Origin of the sequence: Desertivirga xinjiangensis, from assembly GCF_024436435.1 — a bacterium.
Classification (GTDB): domain Bacteria; phylum Bacteroidota; class Bacteroidia; order Sphingobacteriales; family Sphingobacteriaceae; genus Desertivirga; species Desertivirga xinjiangensis.
The window spans coordinates 318260-340337 of sequence record NZ_JAFMZP010000001.1 but is presented as its reverse complement, the minus strand read 5'-3'; the positions used below and the strand labels follow the sequence as shown (position 1 = coordinate 340337).

Here is a 22078-nt window from a genome sequence, read left to right as displayed (position 1 = left end):
TTATCAGTAAACTAACCAAAAATGCATCGTAGAAAATTCATACAACAAACAGGCACTGTTATAGCCGGATCCCTGCTCTCTGAGAGCGTATTAGCATCGGCTTTGCCGGAAAATAAAAAAAGGATTGCCATGGTAGGTACCGGTCACCGGGGAACGGGAATGTGGGGTGTCGAAGTCCTTAAAGATTTTGGCCATCTCGTCGAATTTGTTGGCTTATGCGACAAGAATTCCGGGCGAGTAAAAACAGCAAAAGAAATGCTGAAACTTAGCTGCCCTACCTACACCGACATTGATGTGATGCTGAAGGAAACCAAACCAGAAATCCTCATTGTGACTACCATGGACAGCACACACCATGAGCAGATCATCAAAGGCCTCGAGGCGGGAGCAGACATCATTACTGAGAAGCCGATGACTACCGACGAAAAAAAGTGCCAGGCGATTCTTGATGCCGAGAAAAAAACGGGTAGGAAAGTCCATGTCACCTTTAATTATCGCTATTCGCCACATCGCCAAAAGATCTATGAGTTATTAAACAGCGGGGCTATAGGAAAAGTAACTTCAGTAGATTTTCATTGGTATCTCGACACGTCACACGGAGCTGATTACTTCCGCAGATGGCACCGCAAAAGGGAGTTTGGCGGTACTTTATTGGTGCATAAATCTACTCACCACTTCGATTTGCTGAACTGGTGGCTTGATTCTGATCCGCAGGAAGTATTTGCCTATGGTTCCCTAGAGCATTATGGTAAAAATAATCCTTTCAGGCATACACACTGCCGTCCCTGCCCGCATAAAGATAAATGCAAATTTTACTGGGATATCAATAAAGACCCACGCCTGGTTAAATTGTATGTTGAGAATGAAAAGTACGATGGGTATCACCGGGATGGTTGTGTATGGAAAGAAGATATTGATATTTTCGATAAAATGGCCGTCCAGATTAAATATGCGAATAATGTACAGGTAAGTTACTCACTTACCACCTATTCGCCTTACGAAGGATACCGGATCTCCTTTAACGGAACGGAGGGAAAACTGGATGCCTGGATTCATGAAAGGCAGCCCTGGGAGGTCGAAAAATACGATGAGCTACAATTGACCAAAAATTTCGGCAAAACTGAATATATCCGGATTGACAATACAGAAGCAGGTCATGGAGGAGGTGATCTTCGATTGAGGAAACAACTCTTTAATCCGGGTGAAGATAAATGGAAACAGGCTGCCGGAAGCCGGGATGGAGCCATGTCGATTCTGGTTGGAATAGCAGCCCGTGAGAGTATTGATAAAGGAAAGCCAGTTAAAATTGAAAGCCTCACGTCTTTGAAGCCATTGGCCAAAAAGCCTGTTAACTCTTAGTCTGGCCTTTGACAGGTTTAATGTCTGCTTAGCGCTGTCCTTAGTCTGTAGCCTGGGCTCAAGCGAGCCAGGGGACTAAGGATTATCCCAAAAAGAGAGTCTCAGACTCGTTAGGCGTTAAACATAGCGCTTTTGCGAGTCGGAGACTCTTTCTTATTTCTGAATCCTTAGTGATCCTGCGGAACACGAAGGACAGATTATAATAACAGTATAGTAACCGGGAGGGGAAGATTGTGGCAGCTAAGCCCACTTCAACAGCAGCTGAACCCGACTTCCACCGCACCTTGACCGCTCGAATGCGATTAAACTGCGATTTCAGTCCGGCTAATCTGGCCCTTAGCTCACCTTAATTATTAGAAACTTCCCGGATATATCCCAAGTTTCTCCTGGTACTATTACTATTTTACTTAATATTTGCCTTTAACCAGGTTTCCACCTCTGTTAAAAAGCCGGCAGCATTTTCCTGGCTTAAAACCTCATGTCCTGTGTTTTCATAGACCACAAGCTTGCTTGCAACATTAAACTGGTCAAGCTTTGCTTTTAAATCGATCGACTGCTGAACAGGGACGATGACATCTTTTTTCCCGTGGAAGATAAGGGTTGGCCTGGTAGAGCTATTGACTTTATTGATCGGGCTGGCATCCAGAAATGCCTGAATGTTTGTAAGAAAAGATGCGCCAACCAGTCGCTCAACACCTGCTGCCAATTGAAGGTTCACATTTCTGGTATCTGTTAAATTAGCAGGACCAGCCAGTGAAATAACTGTCTTAACTTTGCCATCAGCATTATTCGAATAAGTATACAACAAGGCAAGATGGCCTCCTGCACTGGCGCCTAACAAGCCAATTTGGTTTGATACCCCCCATTCTGAAGCCCTGGAGTAGGCATAGTTCACAGCAGCCTTTAGATCATTCTGCTGATCGATCAATTCAACAGTCCCATTGGCATTCACAAGACGGTAATTTAAATTGACAACAGCAAAGCCCTTTCTTCTTAAAAGTGAGGGATACTCGGTGAATTCGCTTTTATCACCGCTTGTCCAATATCCCCCATGGATCAAAAATACAATTTTAGTATCTTCAGAACGGTTCGCAGGCAGATAAACATCCATGGTATTGTTAGCATCGCTACCATAAGACACATTCAAAAGCTCTTCTGATTCGAATGTTTTTTCGATCAGGTTTTCTACTTTATCACACGAAGCAGTAAAAAGTGCAAAAAATAAAAGCAAGGCAAAAATTGGTTTTCCCATCATAATCGTTTTCTCTTTTTTCATAAGATTTAAACGTTGTACGAATTGATTGTTAATATGTTAACAAAAAATAAACATTTTTTTCACCTTTTTTAGTTTACCTTTAGTAAACCTCATCACGGAGCTTCGAAGCAAATATATAATCGATTTCATCACTTAAATCAAATATATGGCCTGGAAAAAATTCAGCGGAGAACTAATTCAAAACCCAATTATGGATGAAGTTGAGCGGGCAATCGAAAGAGAATATCATTTGGGGAACAAACTAAAGGTATGTATTGGCACTGACTCGCAGGTCAAAGGCAATATCATAGACTTTGCAACTGTTATCGTTTTCCTTCGGGAGAAGAAAGGCGCCTTCATGTTTATTCAGCAGGAACGCAGTACAAAAAAGATGAGCATTAAAGAACGTATGCTTTCTGAGGTACAAAAATCTATTGAAACAGCGTATTCCCTGTGCGATCTGCTTGATCTGTACGATGTAGATCTGGAAGTTCATGCGGATATTAATACAAACCCCATGTTTAAATCGAATCAGGCATTACACGAAGCGATGGGGTATATTCTGAGTATGGGCTTTGTGTTTAAGGCTAAACCCGAAGCCTTTGCAAGTTCAACCTGCGCAAACAAGATGGTGCAATAAGATTACGAACCTCAAACGGCTCAGAAAGATATTTTGTTAATCTGTAAAATCTTTTGGCTATTCATCCGAAAGCTTGTTCTGTATTTTTATTTTTGGGGGAAATTATACTAGATAAAAATACAATGTTTAAATTTTCCAACAAACACACTGGTAAGAGCTGCAGGATTTTCGTGTTGGTATTGATGCTTTTTAGCCTTAACCTGAGCGTTAAGGCCGATGAAGGCATGTGGATACCGATGCTGATCGGAAAAAACTATGACCAAATGAAAAAGCAGGGCTTCAAGCTCAGTGCTAAAGACCTTTACAATATTAATAAAGCAAGCATTAAGGACGCAATTGTTTCTTTTGGCGGGTTTTGCACCGGAGAGATTGTTTCCAAAAATGGATTGGTTTTTACTAACCATCATTGCGGATATGATGCAGTTGCATCCAATTCCACTCCTCAGAATAACATTCTCGACAACGGCTTCTGGGCTAAATCATATAGCGAGGAGAAGCCTATTCCCGGGCTCTTTGTGAACTTTCTGGTCAGAATGGACGATGTCACCGCAAAAGTGAACCAGGCGCTTTTGGCAGTTCCCCCGGACGAGCAGGCAAAGGCGCTCGCCGGTATCACACAGAAGATTGCTGAAGAATCCGTTAAGGGCACTCATTACGAAGCCGTTGTTAAGGACTTCTACAAGGGCAATCAGTATTTTCTATATATTTATGAGAGATACACCGATGTCAGATTGGTTGGCACTCCTCCTCAATCGATTGGCAAGTTTGGTGGAGATACCGATAACTGGATCTGGCCAAGACATACGGGCGACTTCTCTGTTTTCAGAGTGTATGCTGGAAAAGATAACAAACCTGCTTTGTACTCAGCAGAAAACAAACCTTTCACTCCGAAAAAACATCTTCCGGTATCTTTAAAAGGCATTGAAAACACCGACTTTGCAATGATCTTTGGCTATCCGGGACGTACGGATCGCTTCTTAACTTCGCATGGAGTGAAACTCGCTACAGAGAACGTGTCGCCAACAATTGTTAAACTTCGTGATATCCGCTTAAAAGCCTGGCGCGAAGAGATGGACAAGGATGTGGCATTAAGGTTAAAGCTTTCCTCTAAGTACGCCCGGATTGCAAATTACTGGAAATACTATATCGGGCAAACCGAACAGCTAAAAGATCACCATGTATTTGAGGAGAAACAAAAACAGGAAGCAGATTTTGTGCAGTGGGCCGCCACCAATCCGGAATACCGGGATCTGATGAACAACTATCGGAAAGTTTATGCTGCATATGAGCCCTGGGCGAAGCATCGTACTTATTTTAACGAAGGTTTTATGGCCACCGACTGGGTAAGTAAGGTGCAACAAATTAGGTCTGCTCTGGCTTCAGAGAACGATAAAGCGGATAAAACCAAGATATCTGCTGCATTGACGGATCTGATAAACAGTTACGAGGAGACTTATAACCAAACGGCAGATAAGAAGATCTTTACCCGGATATTAGTTTCATTCTACGAAGACATTCCTAAGAATCAGCATCCCAAGTTTTTTGAAGAGATTACTGAGAAATACTGGAAGGGAAGTGCAGAACCGACTTTTAGTGCCTATACCGACTTCCTCTGGAATAACTCGGAGCTTATCAGGCCTGAAAAACTGAAATCTTTTGCGGCTAAGCCTTCATTAGAGCGACTGGAAAAAGACCCGGCCTATCAATATGCCAGGCACCTTGTAGCCCCGTCCTATGTAAAAGAAAACCTTTATCCTTACTTAAGCGATTTCGATAAGGAAAAAGCCAGCCTGGATAAAGTATACCTGAAGGCACTGCTCGAAAAGAACAAAGGCGCTCTGATCTACCCGGATGCTAATTCTACCATGCGTATTTCTTACGGAACGGTTAAAGAATATTCGCCCAAAGACGGAATAACCTACAATGTGAGCACTACCATCGATGGCATGATGGATAAATACATTCCCGGCGATACTGAGTTTGACCTCCCTGCCAATTTAGTGGAGGCGTATAGGAATAAAAATTACGGAAGATATGGGAGTGACGGGAGCCTGGTAGTGGGTTTTATCACAAATAATGACATAACCGGTGGTAATTCAGGATCGCCGGTGATGAATGCAAAAGGAGAACTGATAGGTATTGCGTTCGATGGTAACTGGGAGGCGATGTCGGGTGATATTGCATTCGACCGTAATTTTAAACGCACGATCTGCGTTGATATCCGCTTTGTACTTTGGTGTATAGATGTTTTAGGCGGTGCACAAAACATCATTCAGGAACTGGACATAAAGAAGTAAGCAACAAAACATTTTACAACACAAAAGGCAGCAATTTAATCGCTGCCTTTTGTGTAAATAATTTTCTAACTAGCCATATCTGTTCGCGAGAGTTAGCGCAGCTCTCTCCGGATTCTCCCATTAAAAAGAGTCTCCGACTCGCTAAAGCGGTTTATATTAGACGCCTTTCGAGTCGGAGATCTCATTTATTTATTAATCCGTAGTCTGCAGCCGCACATTACTTATCACAAAACTACGGGCAGACCCCGAATTAATTCTCAATTTACACCCACAGCTGTGGATGATGTTCAACCTTACGGTCTTTTTTGCGTTCAATAGCTTTCGACACAACCGAGGCCACCAAACCACCTGCAAGATAGAAGCCGGTGGTCAACAGCTGCGTTTTTAACGTTTTGTTGCTATGCCTTGGGTTAAGGCCAATTTGTTTCGGTAAGAACAAGGCACCCAAACCAGCAGCTAAGCCCAGCATGGTTCCTTTCGGAAATACATATTTTTTGTTGCCTGCGGCAGCAAGACTGTAATAAAAAGTATTACTGATGATATCTCCTGCAAAAGTAAGTGCATATAAACTGTTATGATCGGGCACGTTCTGACCGGTTTTTGTAAGGCCTTTGGCTATGGCATCCATACCCAGTAAATCCATTCTCGGAGCATCTTCATCTACTCTTCGAACTATTTCATGTAATAAAGTGAGGGCAAAAGCACCTGCTAATCCACCTCCAATAGCTGACAATACTCTCATAAATACTATTAAAGTATTATCCGCGAAAATTGTTCTTTATTTACCCAAATAAATCACTGCTCAGATACCTGTCGCCTCTGTCGCAAACGATGAATACGATCACCCCCTCTTCTATTTCTGAAGCGAGTCTGATAGCTGCAGAAGCCGCACCGCCACTGCTCATTCCAGCAAAAATCCCTTCCACTTTAGCAAGTTTTCGTGTAACTTCTGTAGCTGCCTGCTGCGAAATATCCATCACCCTGTCTACCCTGCTTGCATCGAAAATTGCCGGCAGATACTCCTCTGGCCAGCGTCTGATGCCTGGAATAGACGATTCTTCTGTCGGCTGGCAACCCACGATCTGAATGTCAGGATTTTTTTCTTTCAGATACCTGGAAACTCCCATGATGGTACCGGTGGTCCCCATAGCACTAACAAAGTGTGTGATTTTGCCATGGGTATCGTCCCAAATTTCTGGTCCTGTACTTTTGTAATGAGCCAGGTAATTATCGGGGTTACCGAACTGGTTTAACACGAAATACTCTCCACCAACTCCTTTTTCCTCTGCATAATCGCGACAAGCTTCTATACTTTCTAGCAGCGTTACCTTTGCGCCAAAAGCCTCCATAATCAAGGTACGCTCGCGGGTGGAGTTCGAAGGCATCACCAGTTCAATTTCAAGATCAAAAAGCCGTGCTATCATCGCCAGGGCTATTCCGGTGTTGCCGCTGGTAGCTTCAATCAGCCGGGTTCCTGCTTTAATATCGCCGCGCTGTAAAGCGCTTTGAATCATATTTAATGCCGGGCGGTCTTTAACGCTTCCTCCTGGATTGTTACCTTCCAGCTTGGCATATATCTTAACTTTGGGATTTGGGTTTAACTTTTGAAGTTCTACAAGTGGTGTTTTCCCCACTAAATCTATAATACCTGCCATCGAATAATCTCTTATCTAATCTCTTATTTGCCTTTCTACCACTTTTATCCTGGATTCGTGGTACACGGTAGAATGGGCCGGAACACTTTTAGTAAGCCATACATTTCCTCCGATGATACTGTGCTCTCCTATAACCGTTTCGCCTCCTAAAATAGTAGCTCCCGAATAAATAACCACATGATCTTCAACTGTTGGATGACGCTTCATAGACGCCATCTGTTTTTCTACACTCAGGGCACCTAATGTAACTCCCTGGTAAAGCTTCACATATTTACCTATTTTGGTGGTTTCACCTATTACAATACCGGTTCCATGATCAATATGCAGGTACTCCCCTATGTCGGCGCCAGGATGTATGTCAATCCCTGTTTTAGAATGTGCATATTCAGTAAGGATACGAGGTAACAAGGGAATGTCTAATTTGTACAGGATATGTGCCATCCGGTAAAAAGAAATAGCGTAAAAACCCGGGTAGGCCCGGATAACTTCGAACTCACTTTTTGCTGCCGGATCCCCGTCTAATATGGCCCTTACATCAGTATTTAATATCCTGTATAATTCAGGTAGCTGGCAGAAGAAATCTTTTGCTTTTTGAGCATTATCACAATCCCGGCATGCTGTAGTAGCATCCATTACTTTCGCTAATTCAACCTCAAGCGTTTGTATCTGCAATTCGATCTCCTGCAAAGAAGAAAAAATTGTCTTTGATTGCTCAGGATATAACAGGCGGATAACTTTCAGTGCCCATGCAGCAATATCCTTGTTGGATGGCACTGCCTCAATATGCTGATGCTTATCAAAGATATACTGGTAAAATTTCTCGTTCATACCAAAAATATTAAGCCAGAAACCCGAAAGGAAAAAGGCTATGCAATTTTAGGAAAAAGAATCTTGTTTGATTGTAAAAAAGATGTACTGCTAATGCAATTCCTTTTTTATCCAGGTCACTGCGTAGTCAATCATATTTTCATCAATTCCTAAATGAGTCACAAAACGAACCATATGATTACCAAAAGCCGCACATTTAATGCCATGATCTGCTAAATGATCTACAAAAGATTCAGCAGAAATATGCCTGTCTAATTCCGCTATTACAATGTTGGTGTCTACAGGGAGAATATTTTGGACTGAAGCACTGCTTCTAAGGGTCTCGGCGATCATCCTTGCATGTTTATGATCATCTTTTAGCCGCTTAATATGGTTATCTAAAGCATAAATGCCGGCAGCAGCCAGGTAACCGGCCTGACGCATTCCTCCACCCAGCACTTTCCTTATACGTCTGGCCTTCTGGATCATGTCTATACTACCTAACAAGACTGAACCCACCGGGGCGCCGAGCCCTTTGGACAGGCAGACTGAAATGGAATCAAACAGATGACCGTAATTTTTAGCGTGGTCGCCCGTTTCAGCAAGCGCATTAAATATACGTGCCCCGTCCAGGTGAAGAGATAGCTTTTTAAGCTGGCAAAGATGGTAAATGGGTTCTATGTCGTCCAGGGTATAAAAGCTTCCACCTCCCCTGTTGGAAGTGTTTTCAAGAACAACCAGACGAGTTTCGGGGTGATGTATATTATGCGGATTGATATTAGCCTCAATCAGCTCGGCAGTTAAACGCCCGCGATCGCCCTTCAGGGTCCTCACAGAAGCACCTGAGTTAAAAGCAATACCGCCACCCTCATACTGGTAAACATGCGATGACAGATCGCAAATAACCTCATCAAGCGGATGGGTTAAGCATTTAATAGCGATCTGGTTGGTCATAGTACCGGAAGGACAAAATAAACCAGCCTGCATCCCGAACATATTCGCCAGCTTTTCTTCCAGTGCATTAACCGTTTCATCTTCATGATACACATCGTCGCCGGTTTTCGCCTCAAACATTGCGTTAAGCATCCCGGGGGTCGGCTGTGTCACTGTATCGCTTCGAAAGTCTACTATCATAATTTAAACATAACAATTTATATTGATTTTATATTTCTTGTACGTTAACGAAATTTAAAACAATAAAGCTTTTTATAAATTTAAGTTTCAGGTTTTTTCTACATTAGCCTTAAAAATAAATACAACCGAATGATAATTATAGCTGATGGCGGTTCAACCAAAACAAATTGGTGCCTGCTAAACGAAGAAAATAAAAAGGTTTATTTTAATACGGAAGGGTATAATCCATACTTTGTAACCCTTGAGTACATTATTGACTCTTTGCAAAAGAACCTGCCGAAAGATCTTCAGTTCGATAAAATTACTGAGGTAAACTTTTATGGTGCAGGTGTGCATAATGCCGAAAAAGCTGAAATTGTAAGGGAGGGTTTAAAGACGGCATTCCCTTCGAGCAAGATCTTTGTTGGTCACGACTTACTTGCTGCGGCACGTGCGCTTCTGGGAGATCAGCCAGGTTTTGCTGCCATTCTTGGAACCGGTACCAATACCTGTATTTATGACGGGAATGATATCACCCGGCAAATTGATTCCGGAGCGTATATCCTAGGCGATGAAGGCAGCGGTTGCCATATTGGTAAAAAGTTACTGATCGATTATCTTCGAGGCTACATGCCCGAAAGCGTGCGCGAAAGCTTCTGGAACACATTTAAGCTGACACCAGACGACGTTCAGGACAATGTTTACACCAAACCACTTGCAAATCGCTTTTGTGCCAGCTTCAGTAAGTTTGTTTATGAAGAAACATCCGACCGTCAATACACCCGAAATCTGGTAAAAACTGCCTTTACGGAGTTCTTTGGCAACCTGGTTAGCCATTATCCAAATTATAAAGACTTTAAGTTTAACTGCATAGGTTCTGTGGGTTACAGTTTCAGAGATATCCTGGAAGAAACAGCGAACGAATACGGAATGGAACTGGGCAAACTTGTTCGGTCTCCGATAGATGAACTTGTTCAATACCATATCGAACATCAGGCTGACTAGGTAGTAATTCCTGATCAATAAGGCGCTCTAACAAAACCTTATTGATCAGGAATTCATTTTTAATCCTTCATAAAGGAAAGTTCTTTTTGAAACAGTTTGGCATACTTCCGTCTGTCAAACTTATACAATGCAGCCGCTCTGAATGATACCCCCCGCTGTTTTTCGTCAAGTTCTTTTAGTATTCCATAATTGAGCATCTTCTTTCTGAAATTTCTTTTATCAAGCTTTTTATTAAGAATCGCTTCGTAAACATTCTGCAATTGTGTTAGCGTAAACTTCTCCGGAAGAAGTTCAAAAGCTATGGGTTGATAACTGATCTTACGTTTGATCTTATCCAGGCTCTTTTCAAAGATCTCAGTATGGTCAAAACCCAACTTGGGAAGGTCTGCTATAGGGTGCCAGAAAGCTTTTTTGACAATATTACTTGTTGGATGCAACTCATTTTTACCGCTCAAGCGGATCATGGCATAATATGCCACCGTAATAACCCGGCCTTCAGGGTGCCGGTTCACATCTCCAAACGTATACAACTGCTCCATGTATATATCGCGTAAGCCCGTAAGCTCATAAAGGATTCGCTCAGCAGCATAGTCAATACCTTCATCATGTTGCACAAAGAATCCCGGAAGAGCCCACCAACCGTTAAATGGCTCCTCATTCCGCTCAACTAATAGAATTTTCAACACGCCGTCTTCAAAGCCGAATACGACACAGTCAACAGAAAATATAGAATGAAATTTTGGAAGCCCAGTTTGCAAAACAAATAATTAATTAAGGAAATCTTCAAATAATGATTGTCATCACAAAAGTGGAAAAAAATATTATATTATTCGCTTAGTGTAATAAATACACCCTATATTCGTCGAATAAAATAAATCGAGCGTGGCAACAATCAAAAAAATTGGTGTGTTTACTTCAGGAGGAGACGCACCAGGGATGAATGCCTGTATTCGTGCAGTTGTTCGTACAGGTATTTACTTAGGCAAAGAAATGGTTGGTATCCAGCAAGGATATCAGGGCATGATCGACAAAAAGTTCATTAACATGGACGCACGTTCTGTTCGCCACATTATCCAAATGGGTGGCACTATATTAAAAACAGCCCGTTGCATGGATTTCAGAACTCCTGAAGGACGTGCTTTTGCATATAAAAATTTAAGAGAAGAAGGTATTGATGCCCTGGTTCCAATTGGCGGTGACGGTACTTTTACGGGTGCGGAATTACTTTCGAGAGAATACGACATCCCGGTTATTTGTGTCCCTGGTACTATAGACAATGACCTGTATGGATCTGACTTTACGCTGGGTTATGATACGGCAACAAATACAGTGATCGAAGCTATTGACAAGATCAGAGATACTGCAGCATCGCATGATCGTCTGTTTTTTGTTGAGGTAATGGGGCGCGACTCTGGATGCATTGCTTTACATGCCGGTATTGCAGGCGGCGCTGAGGCTATCCTCCTCCCGGAAAAAGAAACCGCTATAGCCGATCTCATCCACAAGCTGGAAGAAGGCGCCGATAGTAATAAATCATCCAGCATAGTTATTATAGCTGAAGGCGATAAAAATGGGGGAGCTTACAATGTTGCGAAGCATGTGAAAGAAAAATTCAACTTTTACGATGTTAAAGTAACCATTCTGGGGCATTTACAAAGAGGAGGTTCACCAAGCGCCTTTGACAGGGTTTTGGGTGGCCGTTTAGGTTATGCAGCGGTGAAAGCTCTTCTTGCTGGCGAGAACCGTAAAATGGTAGGTCTCAGAGGAAATAAAATTGAGTTAACTGAACTGGAAGAGGCGATACACAACCACTCGTTTAAGCTTGAAGATGATTTGATGGAAATGGCTCATATTTTATCAATTTAATATTAATGATTGCTGTAATCTATAGCGGTTCGAGAAATGCAGATTGGAAACTTTCAGATAAAGGTGAAATAATCTCTGAATTCAGAACAGTCGGCATTAACCCTTACCTTACGGATAAAAAAGCCATCAGCAATCTTTTAAATAAAAACAACGAATTGATTAACTACGCTGAAGAAATAAAAAAAATTTATTTTTTCGGTGCAGGTGCTTCCTCAAAAGAGCGCAAAGAAATAATTACAAGTGCTTTCACCAAATTTTTCAGGTATGCAAGGGTCATTGTAGATCACGACCTGAGCGCTTCTGCTTTAGCAACCGCAGGGCACAATCCGGGAATAATATGTGTACTGGGCAGTGGAGCCAATGCCGCATACTATAACGGAAAAAAAGTTAGAGAGAACAATTTTGGCTTGGGGTATATCCTGGCAGATGAGGGTTCGGCAAACTGGTTAGGGCGTCAGCTCTTAAAAGATTACCTAACTCATACAATGCCTAAAAAATTTGAAAGTATTTTTGTTCAGAAATACAACCCGGAACGAAAACAGATTCTGGATAAAGTTTACCGGCATTCGCAGCCTGTATTATACCTCACCTCATTTACCGAATTTCTTGGTGAGCACAAAGATTCAGAATATGTTGATACACTGGTAAAACGTGGGCTGAAAATATATTTTGAAACATATATACTTCCACTTGCAAAAAAACACCCAAATTTGCCGCTGTATTTTACAGGTGCTGTAGCTGATATTTTTCAGAGGATCCTGAAACAAACGGCTTCAGATTACGGATTTGAAGTTGCGGCGATAGTAAGGAAGCCTATTTTTAATATTTTGAATTATTACACGAATAAAAATTAATAAAATGAAAGTTGGAATTAACGGATTCGGTCGTATCGGCCGGTTAGCATTCAGGGCCGCTGCAGAACGCAGTGATATTGAAATTGTAGGTATCAACGACCTTGTTGAACCAGATTACATGGCCTACATGCTGAAATATGATTCAACACACGGAAAGTTCAATGGTACAATTGAGGTTAAAGATGGTAACCTTGTTGTTAACGGAAAAACTATCCGCGTAACTGCAGAGAAAGACCCTGCAAACCTTAAATGGGATGAAGTGGGTGCTGAAGTTGTTATTGAATCGACTGGTTTGTTCTTAACCCAGGAAACTGCTGGTAAACATATTCAGGCAGGCGCTAAAAAAGTAGTGATGTCTGCTCCTGCAAAAGACGATACCCCTACTTTTGTAATGGGTGTTAACCACAAATTATTAAGAGCAGATCAAACTATCGTTTCAAATGCTTCTTGTACTACAAACTGCCTTGCACCGATTGCAAAAGTATTGAACGACAAATTCGGAATCCTGGAAGGATTGATGAGTACTATTCACGCTGTTACTGCTACTCAAAAAACAGTTGACGGTCCTTCAGCTAAAGACTGGAGAGGTGGCCGCGGAGCTTACCAAAACATCATCCCTTCTTCAACTGGTGCCGCAAAAGCTGTAGCATTGGTTATTCCTGAATTAAAAGGAAAGTTAACCGGTATGTCTTTCCGCGTACCTGTACCTGATGTTTCTGTAGTGGATCTAACTGTTCGCTTAGAGAAACCAGCGTCGTACGATGCTATTAAAGCGGCTATGAAAGAAGCATCCGAAGGTGAATTAAAAGGAATTTTAGGATATACTGAAGATGAAGTTGTTTCTCAGGATTTCTTAACTGACCCTCGTACTTCTATATTCGATGCTAAAGCAGGAATTGCACTTAACGATAACTTCGTAAAAGTGGTTTCATGGTATGATAACGAGTGGGGTTATTCAAACAAGATCATTGACCTTGTTCAATTGATCGGTACTTTGAAATAAGATCACAATATTATTTTTAAAAGCCCTGCAATTCTAATTGCGGGGCTTTTTTGTATAAAGGATCTAATAGATTTAATAAACTACCAGAAGTATTTACGCTATTCTATTGCTTTAGCCCAGAGCTCACGCGGCACGCGTGCGCTAGCCTGAGCTAACATATGCTAGCGCACGTGTGCCGTGTGTGCTTATTTCATAAAAAAACTGCCGGGAAGATTCCCGGCAGTACGATTTTTAATCAAACAGTGTGTATTTAAGGTTAACCTGTTTCCTGGTCAAAACCAAATATAGTAATTTAAGCGCTACAAAAAAAAGCCCGGCCATCAAAACTGACAGTCGGGCTTTTTAGATTGATGTATTATATACTATAAACTTCTCAACCAGCTTATTACCTCGTCGCGGGTTTTACCGGTTTTAGTTTGAAGGCGTCCGTAAAGTTCATCTTCCTGGCCTTCTTCATATTTCAAATCGTCGTCGGTAAGGTCCGCATAGGCTTGTTTTGCTTTGCCTTTTAATTCGTTCCACTTACCTTTTAATTCTAGTTTATCCATTTTCTGTGGTTTTACTTATAAAAACGTAAAACCTGAAAAATTGTTCTTTTGCTTACAGGGCTCCTGTTTTTATTTCGTCCACTACCGCCGGATCCAGAAGAGTGCTTGTATCGCCAAGGTTTGCAGTTTCTCCTTCGGCTATTTTCCTTAATATCCTGCGCATAATTTTCCCGGAACGGGTTTTCGGTAAACCAGACACAAACTGAATTTTATCCGGCTTAGCAATAGCACCAATGATCCGGGTGACTGTTTGTAAAATATTTTTACGCGTTAACTCCGGATCATGCTCTGATTGCCCGAGTATAACATATGCATAAACACCCTGACCTTTTATTTCATGCGGATAACCTACAACCGCGCTTTCAACTACATCTGAGTGCATGTTAATCGCATTTTCAACTTCTGCAGTGCCGATACGGTGCCCAGAAACATTCAATACATCATCTACCCTGCCTGTAATCCGGTAATAACCATCTTCATCCCTCAAACAACCATCTCCAGTGAAATACATATTTTCATATGTTGAAAAATAAGTCTGACGGCACCGCTCATGATCTCCATAGGTAGTCCTGAGCATTCCTGGCCATGGAAACTTTATACACAGGTTCCCTGAAACATCATTGCCCTCCAGCTCTTTTCCGTTTTCATCTACCAACACAGGCTGAATGCCTGGTAAAGGCAAAGTTGCATATCCGGGCTTTGTAGGCGTTACTCCTGCAATAGGTGAAATCATGATCCCTCCGTTTTCGGTCTGCCACCAGGTATCGGCTATTGGCGCTTTTTTGTCACCGATCTTTTCATCAAACCAGTGCCATGCTTCTTCATTGATAGGCTCTCCTACTGAACCTAACTTTTTTATGGAACTAAAATCTTTCCCTTTTAAAGGTTCATCTCCAAAACTCATCAATGAGCGTATAGCCGTCGGAGCCGTATAAAGTATGTTCACTTTGTATTTCTCAACGATATCCCAAAAACGACTTGGAGTTGGATAGGTAGGGATTCCTTCAAACATTAATGTAGTAGCTCCCTGGGATAAAGGTCCGTAAACAATATAGGAATGACCTGTGATCCAGCCTATATCAGCAGTACAGAAATATACTTCTCCTGGTTGATACTGAAATACATTGGCAAAGGTATATCCTGCATACACCATATATCCTGCAGTGGTATGTACCACACCTTTCGGTTTTCCCGTCGAACCTGATGTGTACAGAATGAAAAGTACGTCTTCAGCATCCATTTCCTCAGCAGGACAAACAGGGTTGCCCAGTGTCTCCACTTTCCTAATTTCATCTTCCCACCACACATCGCGGCCCTTGATCATCGATACAGGAGTCCGGCTTCTTGTCAGCACTATTACCTTGTTCACACTCTGACATTGAACAAGCGCATCGTCAATGATAGCTTTTAAAGGAATATCTTTATTTCCTCTGAAACCTCCGTCGGCCGTAATAACCAGCTTACAGGAAGCATCGTTTATACGATCTGCGATCGACTGTGCCGAAAAACCTCCGAATACAACGGAATGGATAGCTCCAATACGTGCACAAGCCAGTACTGAAATTGCAAGCTCGGGTACCATCGGAAGGTAGATACAAACACGATCGCCTTTTTCAATACCGTTATTCTTTAAAACATTGGCAAACTGACAAACTTTATCATGCAACTGTTTATAAGTGAGAACGCGGTGTGATTCTTCAGGATCATTCGGTTCCCATATAATAGCAGGCTTTTCGCCAAGCGTATTTAGATGACGATCGATACAATTTTCAGTGATATTCAACTTAGCACCCTGAAACCATTTAATGTCCGGATCTTTGAAGTTCCATTCAAGAACTTTATCCCATTTTTTCCGCCACTGAAAATTTTCTGCTATATCAGCCCAAAAGTGCTCAGGCTCTTTTACACTATAATCGTAAACTCGTTTGTAATTGTCGAATGATTTGATTTGTAAGCTCATTTTATATTTAATACATATCTGCCATCAGGCATCCACTTGTTCTAAATTAATTTGTTGTATATTTTTATGATTGTCCGTCTGAGTTATTAACGATACCACGTAAGCAACAATTATCGCCATTGGAAAGGAAATAATAGCCGGATTATCTAACTTATGAATTGCCGTTGCCGGATCCAGGCCATACCGGTCCCACATAGTTGGCGATGTTAAAATAATAAAAAGTGACGACAATACACCTGTTGCGATCGACCAGGCAATTCCTTTCGCTGTAGTCTTCTTCCAGAAAAGCAAAAATAAAATAGCGGGAAGGTTTGCTGAGGCTGCTATAGAAAAGGCCCAGCCCACCAGGAAGGAAACATTCATTCCCTTGAAAAGTATACCTAAGATGATGGCAAAGACCCCTACGACAAACGCGGAGATCTTACCCGCACGCACCTTTTTCACGTCGCTTAAACCAAGCTTAAAGTAATTGTCTAGTAAATCGTGAGCAATGGCTCCTGATGAAGCGATGATCAGCCCGGCAACTGTACCCAAAATAGTAGCAAAAGCAACGGCTGATATCACAGAAAATAATATCACACCAAATGCGCGAGCCAGTAAGGGTGCAGCCATATTACTTGACTCTACATCCAGTACCCCATTTACCGCAGCACCAAGTCCCATAAACATAGTTAGTACATAAAACATCCCTATAGCGCCGATAGCTAAAATCGTCGATTTTCGCGCATCTCTTTGTGATTTTACAGTATAATACCTGATAAGAATGTGGGGAAGCGCAGCGGTACCCAGAAATAATGCAAGCATTAAAGAGATAAAGTCGAGCCGGCTCCAAATACTTGCCCCTTTGCCGATTTTATATTTAAGGCCAGGTAACATAAAATCCTTTCCTGAAGTGACATTCTGATAGTATACAGTAACCTTTTTGCCTTCATCCGAAAATTTAGCTTCAGCGAAACGGACAATCTCACTTTTTTCGATAGTCGACAAAAACTCAAAGGGGCCAACGGGGCCTGTTTTTTCAACTTCTTTGCCATCCACTATGATCTTACTCATGTGCCCTACCTGAAAAAATTTGGCATTTTCTTTTGGTAAGCCGTTATAAAGCAGGGATCCCTTTCCGCTTTCAGCTATAGACAAAGCTTCTTTTAAGATATAAGCACCATCCTTTTCCACGAGATTAAACCAGCGTTCTACACCATCTTTTTCCAGTTTCACAAATGACTTCCCTTTTACTTCCTGCTGTGAAACAACGTTCCAGTCTCCCGCGCTTACCACTTTATTATTTTCAACTGAAGGAGCCAGTGTGATAAACTGGTGGTATGACTGACCATTCTGTCCGGGGTTCAGTGTAAACCCATTCTTTAATATGTAGAAAGTCAGGATTAACGAAAGAAGCAGCAACAATCCGCCCTTTATAAACTGCACATAGGTTGTAGAGGTCATGCCGGCGCTGGCGACAATAAAGATCACCACTATACCTACTAAAACTACCCCGACCCAATGAGGAAAGCCCAATAAAGGAGTAACCAGGTCTCCTGCCCCTACCATTTGCGGTATCAGGTAAAAAACCGATACTATCAGAGTGCTTATTGCAGCTGTTAAGGTAATTGCCCTCGATTTAAATGTAGAGTTCAACGCATCGGTGAAGGTATATTTACCTAAACGCTTGAGAGGTTCTGCTATCAGAAATAATGCTACTATCCAGCCGGCAAGAAATCCGATGGAATATAAAAAACCGTCGAAGCCAAATGTTGCGATCATGCCACATATCCCCAGAAAAGAGGCCGCCGACAAATAATCACCCGCAAAGGCAATCCCGTTTACAGCCCAATGGATCTGCCCCCCAGCAGCATAATAAGAAGAAGCTGATTTGGTTTTTCGCGCAAAATAAAAGGAGAGCCCCAATACCAGGCCAACAAATAATACGAAAAAGAATAACGCAATATAAGATATGCCGTAAATCATACTGTCTTCTCCTCCTTATTCATCTCATCTTCAAAACGTGAGCAATAATTATTGTAAAGAATACCAAGCAAAACTGCAAAAACGATTAAGCCGATACCGTAAAATAAAGCCAGATTAAGGCCGGCTACGATCTCCTGGCTGAGTAGTTCGTAGTTTAATACCCCGATTGCGACAAATCCTCCGTAGAAAAAAAGGTATAAAAAGAAAAACCAGACGCCTAACCGGGCTTTCTTTTTGGAAGCATTGTCAACACCTAGTTCAACTGCAGGTCCATGATGCATAATCTTGATCAGTTTAGTTATTAATTTGGTTATGTTAGTATTTTTGACCAGTCATATTTAGAGCTTTCAAAAATCACATCCTGTTTCAAACAGGCTATTGTTACTCGTATTGGTTATCCAATATTTACGGCTGTTAAATTAGAAATATTTCTAAACAAATGCTTTTAAATTTTTCAAATGGGCGCATTTCAGTCCTGAAAATAAATAAATAAAATATTATTGCGATTATGGTTTGAAATGTAGATATTTGCAAACTCTTTAAGAGACTGAGTTTTACTACAACAAGATACACTACATAGTCATGTCGAGAATTTGTGATTTAACAGGGAAAGCGCCAATGAATGGTCACAACGTTTCTAATTCAAACGTTAAGACGAAGCGTAAATTTTACCCAAACCTGAAAGTAAAGAAATTTTACATTCCGGAAGAAGGTCGCTGGATAACATTGAAAGTTTCTACTTCAGCGGTAAAAACTATCAATAAAAATGGCATCAGCGCCGTAATTAATAAATTCCTTAAAAAAGGATACGTTTAATCTTTAAATAGAGAAATAGAAAATGGCAAAGAAAGGTAACAGAGTTCAGGTTATATTAGAATGTACTGAACAAAAAGAAAGTGGCGTACCTGGGATGTCTCGTTATATCACCAACAAAAACAAAAAGAACACTACTGAGCGTTTAGAGTTGAAAAAATACAACCCTTACCTTAAAAAAGTAACTGTTCATAAAGAAATAAAATAATTGAAGGATAGGATTGTGGAAGATTGATAAGGCAATCGTCCATTAAAATTCAGTCAATCATCAATTTAATCATTAAAATAAGATGGCAAAGAAAGTAGTTGCAACCCTGAAAACCGGAAAAGGTAAAGAATACTCTAAAGTAATTACCATGGTGAAATCACCAAAAACCGGCGCTTACTCTTTTAAAGAGATTATTGCTCACAATGATCACGTTAAAGACGCTATTGCTGAAGCTAAAAACGCTCAGTAGTTCTTTTCTTTAAAATAATATATAGCCGTCCCGATGTATATCAGGAGGGCTTTTTTTGTAGATAGGCAGTCCAGGTATAAATGCCGCCTGTTTTTCTTAGCATATTAAATCTTCACATTAATGGGACTATTTGATTTTTTCAAAAAGAAGGAAGCTCCGAAAGAAGAGCTGGAAGCCCTTGATAAAGGTTTGGAAAAAACCAAGGAAGGTCTCTTCTCTAAACTTACCAAAGCGGTTGTCGGTAAATCAACGGTTGATGATGAGGTTCTTGACGAATTGGAAGAGATCCTTGTGACTTCTGACGTTGGTGTTACTACCACGCTGAAGATCATTGAACGTATAGAAAATCGTGTTTCGCGCGACAAATATGTCAACACCAGCGAGCTGAGCGGCATCTTAAGAGAAGAAATACAGCAACTTCTCACCGAGAATAACAGCGACGATTTTGAAAACTTTGAGTATGGAAATCATAAGCCTTATGTGATTATGGTAGTTGGTGTTAATGGCGTGGGTAAAACCACTACTATTGGTAAACTGGCACATAAATTAAAGCAGGCTGGTAATAAAGTGGTGCTTGGTGCAGCCGATACATTCAGGGCTGCTGCTGTAGATCAGCTTAAATTATGGGGGGAACGTGTAGGGGTTCGCGTAGTTGCCCAGCCAATGGGATCTGATCCTGCCTCGGTAGCCTTCGACACTCTTCAATCAGCTGTTGCTAATAATGAAGATGTCGCCATCATTGATACTGCCGGAAGGCTGCACAATAAAGTGGCTTTGATGAATGAGCTTACCAAGATCAAGAACGTGATGCAAAAGGTCATCCCCGGTGCACCTCATGAGATTCTCCTTGTTCTTGATGCTTCCACAGGGCAAAATGCTATCGAACAATGTAAACAGTTTACCCAGGCAACCGATGTAAACGCTTTGGCTTTAACTAAGCTGGATGGTACCGCCAAAGGGGGGGTTGTAATTGGTATTTCTGATCAGTTTAAGATCCCGGTAAAATACATTGGTGTTGGTGAATCAGTCAACGACTTACAGCTTTTTAATAAAAAGGATTTTGTTGAGTCCTTATTTAAATAATATAATTGGAGGGAAGGAATGAGAACTAAGATTGCGGCAACGGACTCAATTAAAAAACCAAGGGTTAATGTTATAACTCTGGGTTGCTCTAAAAATGTCTATGATTCTGAAGTGCTGATGGGGCAGCTTAAAGGCAACCAGATGGACGTAGTCCACGAAGCTGATAAAGTCTCCAAAGATGATATCATTGTGATCAATACCTGCGGCTTTATTGATAATGCCAAGCAAGAATCAATAGATACGATATTACAGTACAGTGAACTTAAGGATCAGGGGAAAGTTGGAAAAGTTATTGTAACGGGATGCCTTTCTGAACGCTACAAACCTGAACTTCAGGCAGAGATAACAAATGTTGATGCTTACTTTGGCACCAACGATCTGCAAAATATCCTGAGCTCAATAGGAGCCGATTACAAATATGAATTGATTGGCGAGCGGCTGTTAACTACTCCTTCGCATTTCGCATACTTCAAAATTGCCGAAGGATGTAACAGGCCTTGTTCGTTCTGCGCCATTCCGCTGATGCGCGGAAAGCATGCTTCGAAATCAATTGAAGATCTGGTTAAGGAGGCAAAAGGCCTGGTAAGGAACGGAACCAAAGAACTTATCCTGATAGCCCAGGATCTCACTTATTATGGACTTGATCTTTACGGCAAGCGCAGGCTTGATGATCTGCTCCGTAATCTGTCTGATGTGAACGGGGTAGAATGGATCCGTCTGCAATATGCATATCCTTCCGGTTTTCCTATGGAGATCCTGGATGTGATGAATGAGCGTGATAACATTTGCAAATACCTCGACATGCCTCTTCAACATATTTCAGACAATATGTTAAAATCCATGCGCAGAGGTATCACCAAGCAAAAGACTACTGAACTTGTACAGGAGATCCGCAACAAGGTGCCTGACATTGCTCTCCGGACAACATTGATCTGTGGTTATCCTGGAGAAACAGAGCAAGACTTTCACGAAATGGCAGATTGGGTAGAAGAAACTAAGTTCGATCGTTTGGGTTGCTTCACTTATTCGCATGAGGAAAAAACCCATGCCCATACTCTTATCGATGATGTACCGCAAGAGGTAAAAGAACAGCGCGTGGAAGATATTATGGAGATCCAGCAAGCTATTTCCTTCGATAAGAACCAGGAAAAAGTTGGAAAAACATTTAAAGTCCTCATTGATAAAAAAGAAGGTGATTATTTTGTTGGCCGTACTGAGTTCGATTCTCCTGAAGTTGACAATGAAGTTTTGCTGCATGCCAGTACTAACTACGCTACAACAGGAAGCTTCGTCAGCGCTAAAATAGAGCGGGCGGAAGACTTCGACCTCTATGGACAGATTGTCAAATAAATGATAAACTAAAGAGGAATTCGTGAAATTCCTCTATTTTCGTTTAT

General features: G+C 41.5%; 22 protein-coding genes. 12 read left to right on the top strand and 10 right to left on the bottom strand.

What is annotated here, in order from left to right:
* Window positions 1-21: 21 nt before the first annotated feature.
* Window positions 22-1359, top strand: a complete 1338-nt coding sequence (locus J3P37_RS01500) for a Gfo/Idh/MocA family protein (RefSeq protein WP_256009218.1) — start codon at window positions 22-24, stop codon at window positions 1357-1359.
* A gap of 403 nt (window positions 1360-1762) precedes the next feature.
* Here J3P37_RS01500 and J3P37_RS01495 read toward each other — a convergent pair whose 3' ends face one another.
* Window positions 1763-2635, bottom strand: a complete 873-nt coding sequence (locus J3P37_RS01495; RefSeq protein WP_256009217.1) for a prolyl oligopeptidase family serine peptidase — start codon at window positions 2633-2635, stop codon at window positions 1763-1765.
* A gap of 145 nt (window positions 2636-2780) precedes the next feature.
* Between J3P37_RS01495 and J3P37_RS01490 the strand changes: the two genes are divergently transcribed.
* Both J3P37_RS01490 and J3P37_RS01485 read left to right on the top strand, forming a co-directional pair.
* The gene (locus tag J3P37_RS01490; protein WP_256009216.1) at window positions 2781-3254 is read left to right on the top strand and encodes a ribonuclease H-like YkuK family protein; all 474 of its coding nucleotides are present in this window, start codon (window positions 2781-2783) and stop codon (window positions 3252-3254) included.
* Between the two features lie 122 nt (window positions 3255-3376).
* Window positions 3377-5551: a S46 family peptidase gene (locus tag J3P37_RS01485; RefSeq protein WP_256009215.1), complete on the top strand. Its 2175-nt coding sequence runs from the start codon at window positions 3377-3379 to the stop codon at window positions 5549-5551.
* Window positions 5552-5813: 262 nt separating this feature from the next.
* Here the strand turns inward: J3P37_RS01485 and J3P37_RS01480 are convergent, their stop codons facing one another.
* From J3P37_RS01480 to J3P37_RS01465, 4 genes are all read right to left on the bottom strand, one after another.
* Window positions 5814-6293 carry a hypothetical protein gene (locus tag J3P37_RS01480; RefSeq protein ID WP_256009214.1) on the bottom strand — a complete coding sequence of 160 codons (480 nt, stop codon included), beginning with the start codon at window positions 6291-6293 and terminating at the stop codon, window positions 5814-5816.
* A gap of 40 nt (window positions 6294-6333) precedes the next feature.
* Window positions 6334-7206: a cysteine synthase CysM gene (gene cysM / locus J3P37_RS01475; RefSeq protein WP_256009213.1), complete on the bottom strand. Its 873-nt coding sequence runs from the start codon at window positions 7204-7206 to the stop codon at window positions 6334-6336.
* Window positions 7207-7221: 15 nt separating this feature from the next.
* Complete coding sequence (epsC, locus tag J3P37_RS01470) at window positions 7222-8034, bottom strand: serine O-acetyltransferase EpsC (protein ID WP_256009212.1); 813 nt, start codon at window positions 8032-8034, stop codon at window positions 7222-7224.
* 90 nt (window positions 8035-8124) lie between these two features.
* Entirely contained in the window at window positions 8125-9147 is a 1023-nt protein-coding gene (locus J3P37_RS01465; RefSeq protein ID WP_256009211.1) for a threonine aldolase family protein, read from the bottom strand.
* Between the two features lie 129 nt (window positions 9148-9276).
* Between J3P37_RS01465 and J3P37_RS01460 the strand changes: the two genes are divergently transcribed.
* Complete coding sequence (locus tag J3P37_RS01460; RefSeq protein WP_256009210.1) at window positions 9277-10131, top strand: N-acetylglucosamine kinase; 855 nt, start codon at window positions 9277-9279, stop codon at window positions 10129-10131.
* 59 nt (window positions 10132-10190) lie between these two features.
* On the opposite strand, the gene J3P37_RS01455 is transcribed toward J3P37_RS01460, so the two are convergent.
* Window positions 10191-10889 (bottom strand): NUDIX hydrolase, encoded by a 699-nt coding sequence (locus J3P37_RS01455; RefSeq protein WP_256009209.1) that lies wholly within the window; start codon window positions 10887-10889, stop codon window positions 10191-10193.
* 124 nt (window positions 10890-11013) lie between these two features.
* On the opposite strand from J3P37_RS01455, the gene pfkA reads away from it, so the two are divergent.
* Genes pfkA through gap form a run of 3 tightly spaced genes read left to right on the top strand, consistent with a single transcriptional unit; the run spans window position 11014 to window position 13854 of the window.
* Window positions 11014-11997 (top strand): 6-phosphofructokinase, encoded by a 984-nt coding sequence (gene pfkA, locus J3P37_RS01450; protein ID WP_256009208.1) that lies wholly within the window; start codon window positions 11014-11016, stop codon window positions 11995-11997.
* A 5-nt stretch (window positions 11998-12002) separates the two neighbouring features.
* Window positions 12003-12851: a hypothetical protein gene (locus tag J3P37_RS01445; RefSeq protein ID WP_256009207.1), complete on the top strand. Its 849-nt coding sequence runs from the start codon at window positions 12003-12005 to the stop codon at window positions 12849-12851.
* A 4-nt stretch (window positions 12852-12855) separates the two neighbouring features.
* The gene (gap, locus tag J3P37_RS01440; protein ID WP_256009206.1) at window positions 12856-13854 is read left to right on the top strand and encodes a type I glyceraldehyde-3-phosphate dehydrogenase; all 999 of its coding nucleotides are present in this window, start codon (window positions 12856-12858) and stop codon (window positions 13852-13854) included.
* A 362-nt stretch (window positions 13855-14216) separates the two neighbouring features.
* On the opposite strand, the gene J3P37_RS01435 is transcribed toward gap, so the two are convergent.
* Genes J3P37_RS01435 through J3P37_RS01420 form a run of 4 tightly spaced genes read right to left on the bottom strand, consistent with a single transcriptional unit; the run spans window position 14217 to window position 18608 of the window.
* Entirely contained in the window at window positions 14217-14402 is a 186-nt protein-coding gene (locus J3P37_RS01435; RefSeq protein WP_256009205.1) for a CsbD family protein, read from the bottom strand.
* A 52-nt stretch (window positions 14403-14454) separates the two neighbouring features.
* The gene (gene acs / locus J3P37_RS01430) at window positions 14455-16362 is read right to left on the bottom strand and encodes an acetate--CoA ligase (RefSeq protein WP_256009204.1); all 1908 of its coding nucleotides are present in this window, start codon (window positions 16360-16362) and stop codon (window positions 14455-14457) included.
* 24 nt (window positions 16363-16386) lie between these two features.
* Complete coding sequence (locus tag J3P37_RS01425; protein WP_256009203.1) at window positions 16387-18327, bottom strand: sodium/solute symporter; 1941 nt, start codon at window positions 18325-18327, stop codon at window positions 16387-16389.
* Window positions 18324-18608, bottom strand: coding sequence for a DUF485 domain-containing protein (locus J3P37_RS01420; RefSeq protein WP_256009202.1), 285 nt, complete (start codon window positions 18606-18608; stop codon window positions 18324-18326). The genes J3P37_RS01425 and J3P37_RS01420 overlap by 4 nt, the downstream gene beginning before the upstream one ends.
* A gap of 301 nt (window positions 18609-18909) precedes the next feature.
* Here J3P37_RS01420 and rpmB point away from each other — a divergent pair, with 301 nt between their 5' ends.
* The 5 genes from rpmB (at window position 18910) to rimO (ending at window position 22031) form a co-directional block, all read left to right on the top strand.
* The gene (gene rpmB / locus J3P37_RS01415) at window positions 18910-19143 is read left to right on the top strand and encodes a 50S ribosomal protein L28 (protein WP_256009201.1); all 234 of its coding nucleotides are present in this window, start codon (window positions 18910-18912) and stop codon (window positions 19141-19143) included.
* Between the two features lie 22 nt (window positions 19144-19165).
* Window positions 19166-19348 (top strand): 50S ribosomal protein L33, encoded by a 183-nt coding sequence (gene rpmG / locus J3P37_RS01410; RefSeq protein ID WP_256009200.1) that lies wholly within the window; start codon window positions 19166-19168, stop codon window positions 19346-19348.
* Between the two features lie 82 nt (window positions 19349-19430).
* Window positions 19431-19598, top strand: a complete 168-nt coding sequence (locus J3P37_RS01405) for a DUF4295 domain-containing protein (RefSeq protein ID WP_256009199.1) — start codon at window positions 19431-19433, stop codon at window positions 19596-19598.
* Between the two features lie 120 nt (window positions 19599-19718).
* Window positions 19719-20681, top strand: a complete 963-nt coding sequence (ftsY, locus tag J3P37_RS01400) for a signal recognition particle-docking protein FtsY (protein WP_256009198.1) — start codon at window positions 19719-19721, stop codon at window positions 20679-20681.
* An 18-nt stretch (window positions 20682-20699) separates the two neighbouring features.
* On the top strand, window positions 20700-22031 hold the full coding sequence (gene rimO, locus J3P37_RS01395; RefSeq protein ID WP_256009197.1) for a 30S ribosomal protein S12 methylthiotransferase RimO: 1332 nt from the start codon (window positions 20700-20702) through the stop codon (window positions 22029-22031).
* Window positions 22032-22078 lie beyond the last annotated feature (47 nt).

What these genes read in the sequence shown, in the direction of transcription:
- J3P37_RS01485 (WP_256009215.1), top strand. Translation starts at nt 3,377, where the DNA reads ATGTTTAAATTTTCCAACAAACACACTGGTAAGAGCTGCAGGATTTTC.
- rpmG (WP_256009200.1), top strand. Translation starts at nt 19,166, where the DNA reads ATGGCAAAGAAAGGTAACAGAGTTCAGGTTATATTAGAATGTACTGAA.
- cysM (WP_256009213.1), bottom strand. Translation starts at nt 7,206, where the DNA reads ATGGCAGGTATTATAGATTTAGTGGGGAAAACACCACTTGTAGAACTT.
- acs (WP_256009204.1), bottom strand. Translation starts at nt 16,362, where the DNA reads ATGAGCTTACAAATCAAATCATTCGACAATTACAAACGAGTTTACGAT.
- J3P37_RS01480 (WP_256009214.1), bottom strand. Translation starts at nt 6,293, where the DNA reads ATGAGAGTATTGTCAGCTATTGGAGGTGGATTAGCAGGTGCTTTTGCC.
- J3P37_RS01445 (WP_256009207.1), top strand. Translation starts at nt 12,003, where the DNA reads ATGATTGCTGTAATCTATAGCGGTTCGAGAAATGCAGATTGGAAACTT.
- J3P37_RS01425 (WP_256009203.1), bottom strand. Translation starts at nt 18,327, where the DNA reads ATGATTTACGGCATATCTTATATTGCGTTATTCTTTTTCGTATTATTT.
- gap (WP_256009206.1), top strand. Translation starts at nt 12,856, where the DNA reads ATGAAAGTTGGAATTAACGGATTCGGTCGTATCGGCCGGTTAGCATTC.
- J3P37_RS01420 (WP_256009202.1), bottom strand. Translation starts at nt 18,608, where the DNA reads ATGCATCATGGACCTGCAGTTGAACTAGGTGTTGACAATGCTTCCAAA.
- J3P37_RS01500 (WP_256009218.1), top strand. Translation starts at nt 22, where the DNA reads ATGCATCGTAGAAAATTCATACAACAAACAGGCACTGTTATAGCCGGA.
- J3P37_RS01465 (WP_256009211.1), bottom strand. Translation starts at nt 9,147, where the DNA reads ATGATAGTAGACTTTCGAAGCGATACAGTGACACAGCCGACCCCCGGG.
- J3P37_RS01460 (WP_256009210.1), top strand. Translation starts at nt 9,277, where the DNA reads ATGATAATTATAGCTGATGGCGGTTCAACCAAAACAAATTGGTGCCTG.
- ftsY (WP_256009198.1), top strand. Translation starts at nt 19,719, where the DNA reads ATGGGACTATTTGATTTTTTCAAAAAGAAGGAAGCTCCGAAAGAAGAG.
- J3P37_RS01490 (WP_256009216.1), top strand. Translation starts at nt 2,781, where the DNA reads ATGGCCTGGAAAAAATTCAGCGGAGAACTAATTCAAAACCCAATTATG.
- epsC (WP_256009212.1), bottom strand. Translation starts at nt 8,034, where the DNA reads ATGAACGAGAAATTTTACCAGTATATCTTTGATAAGCATCAGCATATT.
- rimO (WP_256009197.1), top strand. Translation starts at nt 20,700, where the DNA reads ATGAGAACTAAGATTGCGGCAACGGACTCAATTAAAAAACCAAGGGTT.
- rpmB (WP_256009201.1), top strand. Translation starts at nt 18,910, where the DNA reads ATGTCGAGAATTTGTGATTTAACAGGGAAAGCGCCAATGAATGGTCAC.
- J3P37_RS01495 (WP_256009217.1), bottom strand. Translation starts at nt 2,635, where the DNA reads ATGAAAAAAGAGAAAACGATTATGATGGGAAAACCAATTTTTGCCTTG.
- J3P37_RS01435 (WP_256009205.1), bottom strand. Translation starts at nt 14,402, where the DNA reads ATGGATAAACTAGAATTAAAAGGTAAGTGGAACGAATTAAAAGGCAAA.
- J3P37_RS01405 (WP_256009199.1), top strand. Translation starts at nt 19,431, where the DNA reads ATGGCAAAGAAAGTAGTTGCAACCCTGAAAACCGGAAAAGGTAAAGAA.